Below are 14,542 nucleotides of genomic sequence, written 5' to 3'. Positions count from 1 at the left end.
GTTCCGCAATGGAGAAGACCTTGACCAATCTCGCGATTATCCTGACCGACACCAGCCGCCTACAGCCGGACGCCATCGCCCTGGAGCTCGGCGAGACCGCGATCCCTTACACCGCATTGGATTCCGCGTCCGCACGGTTCGCGGGGCTGCTCATCGAGCGCGGGCTGCGGCCCGGCGACCGGGTGGCGCTGATGCTGCCGAACGTCCCGCACTTCGCCATCCTCTACTACGGGATCCTCCGCGCAGGCGGCGTCGTGGTGCCGATGAACGTGCTTCTCAAAGCCCCCGAAATCGCCTTCCACCTGACGGACTCCGGCGCCCGATTCCTCTTCGGCTGGCCGGATTTCGCCGAGCCCGCACAGGCCGCGGCGCAGGAGTGCGGCGCCGAATGCGTCGTGGTCCAGCCCGGCGAGTTCGAGCGGCTCCTCGGCTCTGCGGACCCGTTCCCCGCCGTCGCGTGGCGCGACGACGAGGACACCGCCATCATCTTGTACACCTCCGGCACCACCGGCCAGCCGAAGGGCGCGCAGCTGACGCACGCGAACATCCGCGAGAACGTGCGGGTGGTGACGGAAATGCTCGAGTTGGGCCCCGCCGACGTCGTGCTGGGGGCGCTGCCGCTGTTCCACGCCTTCGGCCAGACCTGCGGCCTCAACGCCGCCGTCGCCGTCGGCGCGAAGCTCGTGCTGCTCCCCCGCTTCGACCCGGCCGCGGCGTTGGCCGCGATCGAGGGCGCGGGCGTGACGGTATTCGAGGGCGTGCCGACCATGTTCACGGCCATGCTCGACACCCCCAGCCAGGCTGCCACGGGCTCGCTACGGTTGTGCGTCAGCGGCGGCTCCGCCCTGCCTGTGGAGGTGATGCGCGGGTTCGAAGCCAGGTTCGACTGCGCGGTCCTCGAGGGCTACGGCCTGTCCGAGACCTCTCCCGTCGCGTCCTTCAACCACCCGGACCAGCAGCGCAAGCCCGGGTCCATCGGAACTCCGGTGCGGGGCGTGCGGTTCAAGCTCGTCGACGACCACGGCGCCACGGTGCCGGCGGGGGCGATCGGGGAGATCGCGGTCCACGGCCCCAACGTCATGAAGGGCTATTGGAACAACCCCGCCGCCACCGCGCTCGCGATCCAGGACGGGTGGTTCCGCACCGGCGACCTCGCCCGCGCCGACGCGGACGACAGTTACTTCATCGTCGACCGCAAGAAGGACATGATCATCCGCGGCGGCTACAACGTGTACCCCCGCGAGGTCGAAGAAGTCCTGTACTCGCACCCGGCGGTCCTCGAGGCCGCGGTGGTCGGCATCCCCGACCGCGAGCACGGCCAGGAGATCGGCGCCGCGGTGGCGCTGCGGGCCGGCCACGACGACGTGACCGAGGAGTCGCTCGTCGCCTACGTCCGCGAGCGCGTCGCCGCGTACAAGTACCCGCGCCAGGTGTGGTTGCTGGACGCGCTGCCTAAGGGCCCCACCGGCAAGATCCTCAAGCGCGGCATCGCCATTCCCGCCGCGACCGCGGAGTCCAACCACGCCGAGTCGGTGCTCCGGTGACCGCGGCCGGCCCACGCCTCGCGAGCGTCACCACCCTGCACCCGGCGACCCCGGACTGGTTGGACGCCGACGTCATCGGTCGCCTTGCCGACCAGATCAACGCCGCGGACAGCGCCGGGACCCTCACCGCCCTCGCGCCCTACTCGCTGGCGCCCATCACGCCCCTCCCCCGCTCGAGCGCCGTCGACGTCGCCGCCGCCTACCGGTCCGCCCGCGTCGCGCAGCACACGTGGCGCCACACCAGCATTCGGTTCCGCGCCGCCGTCATGCTCCGGTTCCACGACCTGGTTCTCGCCCGCCAAGAGGAGGTGCTCGACCTGATCCAGCTCGAGAACGGGAAGTCCCGCAAGGACGCCTTCCTCGAGGTCGCCGACGTCGCGATCACCGCCCGCTACTACGCGCGCCAGGCCGAGTCGCTGCTGCGGCCACGGCGGCGGCGCGGCGCGCTGCCGCTGCTGACCAAGACCGCCGAGCTCCGCCAGCCCAAGGGCGTGGTGGGCGTCATCTCGCCGTGGAACTATCCGTTCTCGCTGGCCGCCGGCGACGTGATCCCGGCCCTGCTGGCGGGGAATACCGTCGTGCACAAGCCGGACAGCCAGACGCTGCTCACCGCGCTGTGGGCCGTCGACCTCATGCGCGAGGCGGGGCTGCCGGCCGCCGCCTGGCAGGTCGTGGCCGGCTCGGGCGCCGAACTCGGCGACGCGCTGATGGCCGGGGCCGACTACCTGATGTTCACCGGCTCCACCGACACCGGCCGCCGTATCGCCAGCGACGCCGGGGCGCGGCTCATCGGCTGCTCGCTGGAGCTGGGCGGCAAGAACGCCCTCCTCGTCCTGCCCGACGCCGATCTGGACCGGGCCGCGGAGGGTGCGGTGCGCGCCTGCTTCGCGTCGAGCGGGCAATTGTGCGTTTCGGTCGAGCGGATCTACGTGCCGCGTGAGCTCGAGGCCGCATTCCTCGACAAGTTCGCCGCGCGGGTGCGGCTGATGACGATCGGCGCCGCTCTCGACTACTCCTGCGACATGGGCTCCTTGACCTCGCCCGGCCAGCTCGACGCGGTCCGCGGACACGTCGACGATGCCGTCGCGCACGGCGCCGTCGTCGTCGCCGGCGGGCACGCGCTGCCCGAGGCGGGACCGCTGTTCTTCGCGCCGACGGTGCTGACCGGGGTCACCGAGGCGATGGAGTGCCACGCGGAGGAGACGTTCGGCCCGGTGGTGTCCCTCTACCCGTATGGCGATGTGGACGAGGCGGTCCGGCTGGCGAATAACTCCCGCTACGGCCTCAACGCCAGCGTGTGGACCCGCGACCCCCGGCGCGGCGCGCAGATCGCGGCGCGGCTGCGCGCGGGCACGGTGAACGTGAACGAGGCCTACGCGGCGGCGTGGGCGAGCGTCGACGCGCCGATGGGCGGCATGGGCGATTCCGGCCTGGGCCGACGCCACGGCGCCGAGGGGCTCCTCAAGTACACCGAATCGCAAACCATTGCCCAGCAACGGATCTTGGGCTTCACGCCCCCGCGCGGCATGTCCTATCCCGCCTGGGCGGGGCTGCTGACGGCGGCGCTCAAGTTGATGAAGAAGGCGAGAGTCTCATGACTGAGTTCGACAATGACTACGACTACGACGTCCTGATTATCGGATCCGGGTTCGGCGGCGCCGTGTCCGCCTTGCGGCTCACGGAGAAGGGGTACCGGGTCGGCGTCCTCGAGGCCGGCCAGCGGTTCGAGGACGAGGATCTACCCAAGACCTCCTGGGACGTGCGCAAATTCCTCTGGGCGCCGCGGATCGGCTGCTACGGGATCCAGCGAATCCACCTGCTCAAGGACGTCACAATCCTCGCGGGCGCCGGCGTGGGCGGCGGCTCGCTCAACTACGCCAACACCCTCTACGAGCCCACGGACCCGTTCTTCAACGACCCGCAGTGGGCGCACATCACCGACTGGCGCGACGAGCTCTCCCCGCACTACGACCAGGCCCGCCGGATGCTCGGCGTGACGCAGAACCCCACCACCACCGCCGCCGACGAGGTCATCCGTGAGGTCGCCACGGAGATGGGCGTCGGGCACACATTCCGACTCACTCCGGTCGGCGTGTACTTCGGGGCCGACGGCGACGCGCCGGGCACCGAGACGGCCGACCCCTATTTCGGCGGTGCCGGGCCCGCGCGGCGCACCTGCATCGACTGCGGATCCTGCATGACCGGCTGCCGGCACGGCGCAAAGAACACCCTCGTCAAAAACTACCTCCACCTCGCGGAGCGGGGCGGGGCCGAGATCCACCCGCTCACCACCGTCACCGGGGTCGCCTCGCTGCCGCAGGGCGGGTACCGGGTGGACGCGGTGCGCTCGGGAGCCTCGGGCCGGCGGCGCAAGAACCGCCGGCAGTTCACCGCCCGACATGTCGTGTTCGCCGCGGGCACCTACAACACCCAAAAGCTGCTGCACCGACTGCGCGAGGACGGGTCGCTGCCGCGTATCTCGCCGCGCCTCGGCGCGCTCACGCGGACCAACTCGGAGTCGATCCTCGGCGCGAAGTCCGTACGCAATGACACCGACTTCACCCGGGGCGTCGCGATCACCTCCTCGTTCCATCCCGACGAGCACACCCACATCGAGCCGGTGCGCTATGGCAAGGGCAGCAACGCGATGTCGCTGCTGCAGACCGCGTTGACGGACGGCGACCAGGGCCGCCCGCGCTGGCTCAGCTGGCTGGGCGTGATCGCCGCCAACCCGCGCCACCTCACCTGGCTCTCGCCGCGGCGCTGGTCCGAGCGCACGATCATCCTGTTGGTGATGCAGACACTCGACAACTCCATCACCGTCTCCACCCGCAAGGGCATGTTCGGTAAGCGGAAGCTAACCTCGGGCCCCGGCCACGGCGAGCCGAATCCCACCTGGATCCCGGCCGGCAACGACGCGGCCCGCCTCGTCGCGGAGAAGATCGACGGGGTGGCGGGCGGCGCGCTCGGCGATCTCGCGAACCGTCCGATGACCGCCCACTTCCTTGGCGGCGCGGTCATCGGGGACTCCCCCGCGACCGGCGTCGTCGACCCCTACCACCGGCTGTACGGGCACGACGGGCTCCATGTGATGGACGGCTCCACCGTCTCCGCAAACCTCGGCGTCAACCCCTCGCTGACCATCACGGCGCAGGCTGAGCGCGCGATCTCCCTGTGGCCCAACAAGTCTGAGGCCGATCCTCGGCCAGCTGTCGGAGCGGGCTACACGCGCGTCGACGCCGTGCCGCCCCTGCGTCCCGCCGTGCCCGCCCACGCGCCCGCCGCGCTGCGCCCGAGGGGGTCGACACATGGCCACCAGTGTTGACGCGCAGGTTGATGAGCAAGCGGAGGCGCAGCCGTTGGTCTCCGCCAAGGCCCGGGCCAAGCTCGCCGCGGTCCCGAAGATGTTCGGCGATTTCTACATCACCGCATGGGAGACCTTCCGGTACATGTTCAAGCGCCCGGTCCAATGGCGCGAGTTCCTGCACCAGGCGTGGTTCATCGCCAGCGTCTCGATCGTCCCCACCCTGCTGATGTCGATCCCGTTCTGCGTGATGGTGATCTTCCAGATCAACCTGATCCTGTCCGAGATCGGCGGCATCGACCTCAGCGGCAGCGGCGCCGGCGTCGCGGTGATCCGCGAGATCGGCCCCATCGTCACGGTGCTCGTGGTCGCGGGCGCCGGGGCCACCGCCATCTGCGCGGACCTCGGATCCCGGAAGATTCGGGAGGAGCTCGACGCCACCGAGGTCCTGGGCATCGACCCCATCCAGCGGCTCGTGGTCCCCCGCGTGCTCGCCGCGACCGTCGTGGCCCTGTTCCTCAACGGCCTGGTCACCGCGGTGGGCATCGTGGGCGGGTACATCTTCAGCGTCTACCTGCAGGGCGCGACGCCGGGCCAGTTCGTCAGCAGCCTCTCGCTCCTGACCGGCACCTCCGACCTGGCGATCGGCACCCTCAAGGCCGCGATCTTCGGCCTGCTGTCCGGGCTCGTGGGTTGTCACCTCGGCATCCGGGTCAAGGGCGGGCCCAAGGGCGTGGGCGAGGCCGTCAACCAGACCGTCGTCGTGAGCTTCATCCTGCTGTTCCTGGCGAACTCCGTCATCACCACCCTCACCCTCCACAGCTGACTACGAAAGGAGATGGCAGATGAGCCACGCAATCACCCGAATGGCCCGCAAGCCGGTCGACTCGCTCGCCGACCTGGGCAAGCAGCTGCGGTTCTACGGATCCAGCATCGCCGCGATCCCCAAGACCCTCCGCCGCTATCGCAGCGAGATCCTCCGCCTCATCGCCGAGGTGAGCCTCGGCACGGGCGCCCTGGCCGTGATCGGCGGCACCGTCGTCGTGCTGGGCTTCCTGACCGTCGCGGCGTCCTACGAGGTTGGTCAGCAGGGTGACACCTCGCTGGGCCGCATCGGCATCGGCGCGCTGTCCGGCTTCGTCTCCGCCTTCTTCAACACCCGCGAGGCGGTGCCGCTGATCGCCGGGATCGCCCTGACCGCCACCGTAGGGGCCGGTTTCACCGCGGAGCTGGGGGCGATGCGCGTCAGCGAGGAGATCGACGCCCTCGAGGTCATGTCGGTGCCCTCCACCTCCTTCCTCGTGACGACCCGCCTCATCGCCGGCGTCATCGCGGTGATCCCGCTCTACGCGATAGCGCTGATCATGGGCTACGCGTCCACCCGCGTGGTGGCGATGTTCTTCAGCGGCCAGTCCAGCGGCACCTACGACCACTATTTCAACGTGTTCCTCATCCACTCGGACGTGTGGTGGTCACTGCTCAAGGTCATCGTCATGGCCGTGGTGATCATGTGCGTGACCTGCTACCACGGGTACAACGCCTCCGGCGGGCCCGCGGGCGTGGGCGTCGCGGTGGGCCGCGCGGTGCGCACCTCGCTAATCGCAGTAATGGTCATCGACCTCTTGGTCGGGATCGCCGTGTTCGGTGGACCGGGTGCCGGCGTGCACATCTCAGGGTGATGACATGACTGACAACCACCGCGTGTCGCGGACTCAGAACGCCCTGCTGGGCACGGCGCTCCTCGTGCTCGTCATCGCCCTGGCCGCCGTGTCCGTGGGCCTGTACAGCGGCGCCTTCACCAGCACCGCGAAGGTGCTGATCCGCACCGACCGCGCCGGCCTGCTGATGGACTCCGGCTCCGACGTCAAATTCCACAGCCGGGTGGTCGGGCGCGTCGCGGCCACCTCCTACAACGGCGACGACGCCGTGCTGACCCTGGAGATGCAGCCGGAACAGCTCGACCGGATCCCGCAGAACGTGGGCGTGCAGCTCAATGCCACGACGCTGTTCGCCCGCAAATACGTCAACCTCGTCCCGCCGGCGAAACCCTCCGGACAGCGGCTGGCCGCCGGCACCACCATCTCCGGCGCCGAGGTCACCGTCGAGGTCGAGAGCGTTCTCGGCGACCTGCTCGCCGTGCTCGACGAGGTCGACCCGTCCCAGGTGAACACCGTCCTGGCGCAAGCCGCCGCCGCTTTGAGCGGCCGGGGCGAGGACCTCGGCGCCACGTTGGAGGGCCTCAACGAGTACCTCGCCGAGTTCAACGGCTCCATCCCGACCCTGCAGCGCGATATCGCCCTGCTCGCGGACAACGCCGAGACGCTCGGCGACCTCTCCCCGGACCTGCTCGCCGTGCTCGATCAGCTGAGCGTCACCGGTGAGACCCTGACGGCCAAGCAGTCCCAGTACGGTGCCTTCCTCGCCAGCCTGACCGGCCTCGGCGATGTCGGCCAGGACGTGCTGGACGACGCCGGGGAGCCGTTGATCCGGGCCGCCGGCGAGTTGAACCCGGTGCTCGGCCTGCTCGCCGACTACTCCCCCTCGTTCCAGTGCCTGTTCTCCGGCCTCACCCAATCGGACCAGTACCTCCGCCGCGCGTTCGGCGGCGGCCGGCCCGGGCTCAATATCCTGGCCGCGCTTCCGGTGGGCGACCCCTTCTACCAGTTCCCCAGCAATCTCCCCCAGGTCGGCAACGTCACCAACGCGCCGAGCTGCCACGGAATCGAGGGCACCGTGACCACCCGGGACCCCGGCCACACCGATTTCCAGGACGGCAGCTCGGCCTATCAGGTCCCGCCGAACCCGTTCGCCGACGGCGGCCGCCTGGCAGCCCTATTGTTTGGAGCCCCGTAATGAATGTGCGCGGACCGGCGATCAAGCTGTCCATCTTCGTGCTGGTCACCAGCGTCGTCACCTTCCTGCTCGCGACCGTCGTCGGCAACATCCGCTTCGGCCCGCAACATTCCTACTCCGCCGTCTTCAGCAACTCCTCCGGCCTCAAGACCGGCGACGACGTCAAAGTCGCGGGCGTGCCGGTGGGCAAGGTGAAAAAAGTCGAGCTGCGCGGCGCCCACGAGGTGCTGGTGCACTTCGGCGTCGACACCGACCGCCCCGTGTCGTCCACGACCACCGCGCGGGTCCGCTATAAGAACCTGCTCGAGGACCGCTACCTCCAACTGGCAGAGGGCCCCGGCGCGGCCGTCCCGCTTCCGCCCGGCAGCGTCATCCCGATCGCCCAGACCACGGGCTCGCTCGATATGGACAAGCTGGTCAACGGCTTCCGGCCCCTGCTGCAGGGGCTGGACCCGGCGGCGGCCAATAAGCTGACTGCCTCGCTGGTCCAGGTGATCGGCGGCGAGTCCACCAATATCGCCGAACTGGTCCGCGACATCGGCACGCTGAGCACCACCCTCGCCGACAAGGACGAGGTCATCGGCCAGGTCGTCCAGAATCTCGGCACCGTCGTCGAGACGGTCGACGACCGGGGCGAGGACCTCTCCACGATGGTCTTGACCCTGCAGCAGCTCGTCAGCGGGCTCAGCGACGACCGCGCGACGATCATCACGGCCGTCGACAGCCTGGACGGGGCCACCGCCTCCATCGCCGACCTGCTCACCAAGGCGCGCGCCCCGCTGACCGCGGATATCGGCCAGCTCGGCCAGCTTGCGGCCAACCTGAATTCCCGCTCGGCTGAGTTGGACCAGCTCCTCGGGGACCTCCCCGGCGCGTACCAGAAGATCTCCCGCGTCAGCAGCTACGGGAACTTCGTGAATTTCTTCCTATGCGGGGTCGCCTTCCGCTACCCGGGTCTCGGCGGCGCCGACGAGACCCCCATGTTCACCGCGCCCGCAGATCGGTGCCAATGATGAGGAGGACCACAATGGCGAGAACGCCTATGCGGGAACGCAATCGCACGCTCGTGGGGCTTGTGGGCACCGCCCTGGTGCTCGGGTTCCTGATCACGATCTTCAACTACAAGTCCATTCCCGGGGTCAGTGACACGGTGGCCTACCAAGCGGAGTTCGTGGACGCGAGCGGCCTGGCCGTCGGGGACGACGTCCAAATCGCCGGCCTGGTGGTCGGCGAGGTCAAGGGCATCGAGCTCGAGGACGCCCATGTGCTCGTGCGCTTCGCCGCCGACAGCCACGGCATCCACGTCGGCGACAAGTCCACCGCCGCCATCAAGGTCGGGACGGTGCTCGGCAAACGCTTCGTCGAGCTCGCGCCCGCCGGCGACGGCGATCTCGCCGCTGGCCGGCGGATCCCCATGGCGCGCACCACGTCCGGGTACGACATCACGCAATCTCTTGCCGAAGTCACGACCAAGGTCGCGGAGACCGACAAGGCGCAGCTCGACGACGCCCTGCTCGCGACGTCCGAACTGCTCGCCGAGCTCTCCCCCGACCTCGCGGACTCCTTGACCGGGCTGACCCGCGTGTCCGACACCGTCGCCTCCCGGGACCAGGCGGTGCGGGACCTCGTCGCGCATACCAGCGGAGTCACCGACGTGCTCGCCGGGCGCAACGCCCAGTTCACCGCGCTGCTGACCGACGGCCAGGCCCTCTTCCGCGCGCTCAACGAACGGTCCGAGTCCATCCACCGGGTCATCGTCGCCACCACATCCGTCTTCGACCAGCTCGGCTCCATCGCCCGAGACAACGAGACCGCGCTGCCCGCGACCTTGGAGCAGGTGGGCACGACCCTCGAGTTGCTGAACCGGAACTACGACAACGTCAACGCGTCGATCAAGGGGCTGAAGACCTTCTCCATCCAGCTCAACGACGTGCTCGGCAGCGGGCCGTTCTTCAACACACTCCTTGCCAACGTCACCCCAGTGAACCTCGACGGACAACAGCCTTGGAGCCCAGGAGCCCCGCGATGAAGAAACTCCCCCGTCTCGCGCCCCTCGTCATCGGCGCGGTGGCGCTCGCGCTGGTCGCCATCGCCGGCGGCGCCTGGCACGCCCAGAGCTCGACCAAGCACGTGATCGCCTACTTCGACAACACGACCGGACTCTACCCGGGCGACCCCGTGAATGTTCTGGGCGTCAAGGTCGGCGCCGTCACCGCCATCACCCCCGAGGGCGACCGCGTCAAGGTCGAGATGACCTACGACAAGGGCCGCAAGATCCCCGCCGACGCCCAGGCCGTCATCATCGCCCCGACCCTGGTCAGCGGCCGGTACGTGCAGTTCGCCCCCGCGTACACCCAGGGCGAGGTGCTCACCGACCACGCCATCGTCCCCCTCGAGCGGACCATCGTGCCGGTCTCCTTCGATGAGGAGAAGCAGCAGCTGACCGAGCTGGTGGACCAGCTCGGGCCGAATGGCACCGACAGCCTCAACCCCGACGGCACCCTCAACTCCGTGCTGGCCGCGTCCTCGGACGCGCTACGCGGACACGGCGAGCTGGCCAACGGCACCCTGAAGAGCCTGTCCGCGGCCGCGGAGACCCTCGCGACCTCCGGTCCGGACCTGTTCACCACGGTCCGTAATCTGCAGTCCTTCGTTAGCGAACTCGCCGCCAACGACCGCCAAATCGTCGGCTTCAGCGACCAGTTGTCGCAGGTCTCCCACCTGCTCAACAGCAACCGAACCGAGCTCGACGTCCTGCTCGGCACACTCGCCGCCGAGATGGGGCAGGTCCAGAGCGTCATCGGGGACAACCACGAGAAGCTGGTCTCGGATGTGATCGAGCTGCAGAATATCTCCCAGCTGCTGGTCAACCGCCAGGACGACCTGGCGCAGATCCTGCACACCGCGCCGACGACGCTCGGGAACTTCTACAACATCTACGACCCGCAGACGAAGTCGCTGACGGGTGGGCTGGCGCTGCCCGACCTGCCCGACGCCCGCTCCCTGTTCTGCGTCCTCGCGACCACCGTCAACGCGCCACAGGAGGCTTGCGCCACGGCTGGAAAGTCCCTTCAGGATCAGCTGACCGCGGGCCTCGTCGAGCGCGACGGCGCGGGACAGACCCTCGCCTCCCTGCTGCTCCCGCCGACCGACGGAGGACCCCGATGAGCAAGAAATCCAGTGCCCAGGTCCTGGCCGGCGCGGCTCTCGTGCTGCTCACGGTGACCGGCTGCCGCTTCGACGGCGTCAACTCGCTGCCGCTGCCCGGGACCGCCATCAGCGGCGACACCATCGAGGTGACCGTAGAGATGGCGGATATCCAGAACCTGGTGAACAACTCGGTGGTCAAGGCCGGCAACGTCAACGTCGGGGCGATCCGCCGCGTCGACGTCGACGGCTGGCACGCGCGGCTCACCGTCCAGCTCAACACCAGCGCGAACCTGCCCGCCACCGTCACCGCGACCCTCGGCCAGACCAGCATCCTCGGCGCCCAATACCTCGAACTCGAGGTCCCCCAGGGCGCGGACATCAGCCGCCCGCTCCGTGACGGCGACACCGTCGCGCTCCGCAACACGAGCGAGCACCCGTCCACAGACCAGGTGCTCTCCGCGCTCTCCGCCGTGCTCAACGGCGGCGGTCTGCAGCAGCTGCAGACGATCACCCTGGAGCTGAACCATGTGATGGACGGGCGTGAGGAGTCGCTGCGCAGCCTGATCGGCAATCTCGAGACGTTCGTCGGCGGGCTCAACGACCAGCGCGAGAACATCCTGCGCGCCATCGACAACGTCGACCGGCTGGCCGGCACGCTCGGCGCCCAGACCGAGACCATCGACACCGGTCTGTCCACCATCGCCCCGGCGCTCGCGGTGCTGGCCGATCAGCAGACCCAGCTCACCGGGATGTTGGAGAGCCTGGGCGAGTTCGGCGCGGTCGCGGACCAGGTCCTGTCCAGCAGCCACGACGACCTCATCGCAGACCTGACCCAGCTCCAGCCGGTACTGACGGAGCTCGCCGCGTCAGGCACCAACCTGCCCGACGCGCTCGACCTCATGCTCACCGTGCCATTCCCGGTCTCCACGATCGACCGCACCGTGCGAGGGGATTTCATCAATCTCTATCTGACTGTCGACCTCAGCGCCGACGGCATCATGAACAAGGTTCTGCCGAGCATCCCCAAGGGCATTAACGAGCAGATCTTCTCCGCGACGCAGGCGGCGAACCCCCTGCTGGCCCCGCTGCTCCCCGCGGCGCCCACCACAGAAGAGGGAGGGAACTGATGCACAAGACTCGACTGGTCAAGGTCCAGCTGAGCGTCTTCGCGGTCCTCACCGTCGTCGCCCTGCTGTACGCCGGGGTCAATTACTCCGGGCTCCAGCGGATGACGGGCATCGGCCTGTACAAGGTCACCGCGGAGTTCAACGACGGCTCCGGGATCTATGAGAACGCGATCGTCACCTATCGCGGCGCCGACATCGGCACCGTCGAGGCGATCGACCTGATCGACGGCGGGGTGGCGATCACCCTCCAACTGGACTCCGGCCAGCCCGTCCCGGCCGCGACCACCGCGGTGATCAAGAGCGTCTCCGCGATCGGCGAGCAGTACGTCGACCTGGTGCCAGCCTCCGACGCCGGCCCGTTTCTGACGGCGGGCAGCACGATCGTCATGAGCCGGACGTCGGTGCCGACCTCCGCCGGCACGCTGCTCGACAAGGTGCACGCGCTGCTCGCGTCGGTGCCCGACGGCTCCCTGCAGGAGACCCTCGACGAGGGCGCCCTCGCGCTCGACGACGCCGGCTCCCACCTGCGCTCGGCCATCGAATCCGCGGACGAGCTCGTGCGGCTCGCCAAAGAGGATCTGGCACAGACGATCACGCTCATCGACGATGGCGAGGTGCTGATGGAGGCCGGCAATATCGCCGCTGGCGACCTCACCTCGGCCACTCGGAATCTGGCGTCGTTCACCACCCAGCTCGCGGCCAGCGACGGCTACCTGAACTCCGTCCTCGACCTCGGACCCGGCTTCGCCGACACGACGAGCGCGCTCCTGACCGGGCTCGCCCCGACGCTGCCGACGCTGCTGGCCGACCTCCAGACCGTCGGCCAGGTGCTGCGGGTCAATATCCCGGGCCTGCAGCAGATCCTGGTGACTTATCCGGCGGTCTCGGCGTCCGCCAATTTCAGCGTCCAGAACCAGGGCTTCCAGCTCACGGACGACCAGATGGTCGCCCAGGCCCCCCTTGACGTGAAGCTGCTGGACACCTTCGGGCCCGTGGCGTGCACGGAGGGCTACCAGGGTACGCAGCGCCGCGACCCGCTGGACACCACCGACGAGCCCGCCAACATCGACGCCAGCTGTGCCCTTCCCCAGAGCGACCCCCGCGACGTCCGCGGCTCGCGGAACATCCCCTGCGTGTCCAACCCGGCCGTGCGCACCAAGCTCATCGAGGATTGCCCGGGCGGCGCGCCCTCGGCCTGGCCGGGCCTGTTGTCCGCCCCCGCCGGTCACACGCGGACCCCGGCCTCGGCGGCCCCGATCACGGCCCCGCCGACCGACGGCGAATCGCCCGCGGCCGGCTCCGTCGAAGCGGTGCCCTACAACCCGGCCACCGGCCGCTTCATCGCACCCGACGGCCGCACGTACACCGCCGGAGCCCTCGCCAACACCACCCCGAAGGAGGATCTGAGATGGGAACGACTACTGACCTCGCCCCTGGAGCCATAGCGCCCCCGGAGCCCGAGATCGCCCCCGAGCCCGAGGTTTCCGCCGCTCCCGCTAAGGGCGTCCTGGTCTGGGTGCTTGCGCTGTCGTCGCTGGTGATCGTCCTCGCCGCGGCCGCCATCGCCCTGCTCCTGAATGTCCGCGGCGCGGACGCCGCGGACCGGCGTGACGCGCTGGTCGTGGAGACGGCCCGCGAGGTCGTCGTCAACCTGACCACCCTCGACTTCGCCTCGGCGGACGCCGATATCGAGCGGATCCTGGCCGGCACGAGCGGCGCGTTCCGCGAGCAGTTCGCGAGCTCGTCGAGCAGCTTCCGCGAGGTGCTCGAGCGCGGCGAGGTGGCCTCCACCGGCGAGATCCGTGAGGCCGGTCTGGTGCGCGCCGACGGCGACAGCGCCGAGGTGCTCCTCGCGGTTACCTCGATGGTGAAGAACACCGACATACCTGGCGGTGAGGGCCGGGTGTACCGGATGAAGGCCAGCCTAGAGCGCGCGGGCGACGCGTGGCTCGTGTCAGATGTGGAGTTCGTGTCATGACCGGAGCGCAGCAGAGCAGGTTCGCCCGCGCAGCGGCGAGGACGACCGGCTGGAGCCGTCGGCAGCGGCTGGCCGTCCTGGCGCCGCTGGCCGCCACGGCGATCGCGCTCGCGACGGCCGTCGGGTTGCTCGGCATAGCGGCGCACAGCGACGGCGCGCAGGCTGCCGCCGGATCCGCGGCGCTGTCTGCGGCGAACGCCAACGTGCCGAAGATGCTGTCCTACAGCGCCGACTCGGCGGAGTCGGATTTGGTGAACGCGGCCGAGCAACTGACCGGCGACTTCAAAACGCAGTTCATCGCGCTGACCCGGGAGGCGATCATCCCGGCCGCGTCAGAACAGCGGATCACCACCTCCGCGGCCGTCGCGGCGGATGCGGTGGTCAGCGCCTCGCCAGAGAAGGTCACGGTCCTCATGTTCCTCAACCAGACGACCACTCACGCCGACTCCCCTGACATCAAGCTCGACTCGAGCCGGGTGCGCGTGCAGCTGAGCAAGGTCGGCGACGACTGGCTTGTCTCGGACCTCCAGCCGGTGTAGGACCAGCCGCGCTGGCGACCCCATCCCGACAACTCGACGAACAATCT

General features: G+C 69.3%; 13 protein-coding genes. All 13 read left to right on the top strand.

The features are described from left to right. Window positions 1–20 precede the first annotated feature (20 nt). The 13 genes from TBIF_RS11590 (at window position 21) to TBIF_RS11530 (ending at window position 14,495) form a co-directional block, all read left to right on the top strand. Window positions 21–1,544, top strand: coding sequence for a long-chain-fatty-acid--CoA ligase (locus TBIF_RS11590; RefSeq protein WP_024794962.1), 1,524 nt, complete (start codon window positions 21–23; stop codon window positions 1,542–1,544). After that, entirely contained in the window at window positions 1,541–3,142 is a 1,602-nt protein-coding gene (locus TBIF_RS11585) for a succinic semialdehyde dehydrogenase (RefSeq protein WP_024794961.1), read from the top strand. Before TBIF_RS11590 ends, TBIF_RS11585 begins: the two co-directional genes overlap by 4 nt. After that, complete coding sequence (locus TBIF_RS11580; RefSeq protein WP_024794960.1) at window positions 3,139–4,869, top strand: GMC oxidoreductase; 1,731 nt, start codon at window positions 3,139–3,141, stop codon at window positions 4,867–4,869. Before TBIF_RS11585 ends, TBIF_RS11580 begins: the two co-directional genes overlap by 4 nt. 79 nt (window positions 4,870–4,948) lie before the next feature. Then, window positions 4,949–5,674 (top strand): MlaE family ABC transporter permease, encoded by a 726-nt coding sequence (locus TBIF_RS11575; RefSeq protein WP_235174686.1) that lies wholly within the window; start codon window positions 4,949–4,951, stop codon window positions 5,672–5,674. A gap of 19 nt (window positions 5,675–5,693) precedes the next feature. Next, window positions 5,694–6,527: an MlaE family ABC transporter permease gene (locus TBIF_RS11570; protein ID WP_235174677.1), complete on the top strand. Its 834-nt coding sequence runs from the start codon at window positions 5,694–5,696 to the stop codon at window positions 6,525–6,527. A 4-nt stretch (window positions 6,528–6,531) separates the two neighbouring features. Continuing rightward, the gene (locus tag TBIF_RS11565) at window positions 6,532–7,701 is read left to right on the top strand and encodes an MCE family protein (RefSeq protein ID WP_024794957.1); all 1,170 of its coding nucleotides are present in this window, start codon (window positions 6,532–6,534) and stop codon (window positions 7,699–7,701) included. After that, entirely contained in the window at window positions 7,701–8,714 is a 1,014-nt protein-coding gene (locus tag TBIF_RS11560) for an MCE family protein (protein WP_024794956.1), read from the top strand. Before TBIF_RS11565 ends, TBIF_RS11560 begins: the two co-directional genes overlap by 1 nt. A gap of 14 nt (window positions 8,715–8,728) precedes the next feature. Then, entirely contained in the window at window positions 8,729–9,730 is a 1,002-nt protein-coding gene (locus tag TBIF_RS11555; RefSeq protein ID WP_024794955.1) for an MCE family protein, read from the top strand. Next, window positions 9,727–10,869, top strand: a complete 1,143-nt coding sequence (locus TBIF_RS11550) for an MCE family protein (protein WP_024794954.1) — start codon at window positions 9,727–9,729, stop codon at window positions 10,867–10,869. Before TBIF_RS11555 ends, TBIF_RS11550 begins: the two co-directional genes overlap by 4 nt. Next, complete coding sequence (locus TBIF_RS11545) at window positions 10,866–11,978, top strand: MCE family protein (protein WP_024794953.1); 1,113 nt, start codon at window positions 10,866–10,868, stop codon at window positions 11,976–11,978. Before TBIF_RS11550 ends, TBIF_RS11545 begins: the two co-directional genes overlap by 4 nt. Next, the gene (locus TBIF_RS11540) at window positions 11,978–13,423 is read left to right on the top strand and encodes an MCE family protein (protein ID WP_024794952.1); all 1,446 of its coding nucleotides are present in this window, start codon (window positions 11,978–11,980) and stop codon (window positions 13,421–13,423) included. The genes TBIF_RS11545 and TBIF_RS11540 overlap by 1 nt, the downstream gene beginning before the upstream one ends. Further along, entirely contained in the window at window positions 13,387–13,956 is a 570-nt protein-coding gene (locus TBIF_RS11535) for an Rv1363c family protein (protein WP_024794951.1), read from the top strand. The genes TBIF_RS11540 and TBIF_RS11535 overlap by 37 nt, the downstream gene beginning before the upstream one ends. Then, on the top strand, window positions 13,953–14,495 hold the full coding sequence (locus tag TBIF_RS11530) for a hypothetical protein (RefSeq protein WP_024794950.1): 543 nt from the start codon (window positions 13,953–13,955) through the stop codon (window positions 14,493–14,495). Before TBIF_RS11535 ends, TBIF_RS11530 begins: the two co-directional genes overlap by 4 nt. Window positions 14,496–14,542: the final 47 nt, after the last annotated feature.

The sequence above is a fragment of the Tomitella biformata AHU 1821 genome (assembly GCF_000524475.1).
Classification (GTDB): domain Bacteria; phylum Actinomycetota; class Actinomycetes; order Mycobacteriales; family Mycobacteriaceae; genus Tomitella; species Tomitella biformata.
Note: the sequence above shows the minus strand (reverse complement) of the source record. Positions and strands in the feature narration are given on the sequence as shown.

Coding starts and splice junctions, on each gene's coding strand:
- TBIF_RS11560 (WP_024794956.1), top strand. CDS start 7,701: ATGAATGTGCGCGGACCGGCGATCAAGCTGTCCATCTTCGTGCTGGTC.
- TBIF_RS11555 (WP_024794955.1), top strand. CDS start 8,729: ATGGCGAGAACGCCTATGCGGGAACGCAATCGCACGCTCGTGGGGCTT.
- TBIF_RS11540 (WP_024794952.1), top strand. CDS start 11,978: ATGCACAAGACTCGACTGGTCAAGGTCCAGCTGAGCGTCTTCGCGGTC.
- TBIF_RS11545 (WP_024794953.1), top strand. CDS start 10,866: ATGAGCAAGAAATCCAGTGCCCAGGTCCTGGCCGGCGCGGCTCTCGTG.
- TBIF_RS11530 (WP_024794950.1), top strand. CDS start 13,953: ATGACCGGAGCGCAGCAGAGCAGGTTCGCCCGCGCAGCGGCGAGGACG.
- TBIF_RS11550 (WP_024794954.1), top strand. CDS start 9,727: ATGAAGAAACTCCCCCGTCTCGCGCCCCTCGTCATCGGCGCGGTGGCG.
- TBIF_RS11580 (WP_024794960.1), top strand. CDS start 3,139: ATGACTGAGTTCGACAATGACTACGACTACGACGTCCTGATTATCGGA.
- TBIF_RS11565 (WP_024794957.1), top strand. CDS start 6,532: ATGACTGACAACCACCGCGTGTCGCGGACTCAGAACGCCCTGCTGGGC.
- TBIF_RS11535 (WP_024794951.1), top strand. CDS start 13,387: ATGGGAACGACTACTGACCTCGCCCCTGGAGCCATAGCGCCCCCGGAG.
- TBIF_RS11575 (WP_235174686.1), top strand. CDS start 4,949: ATGTTCGGCGATTTCTACATCACCGCATGGGAGACCTTCCGGTACATG.
- TBIF_RS11570 (WP_235174677.1), top strand. CDS start 5,694: ATGAGCCACGCAATCACCCGAATGGCCCGCAAGCCGGTCGACTCGCTC.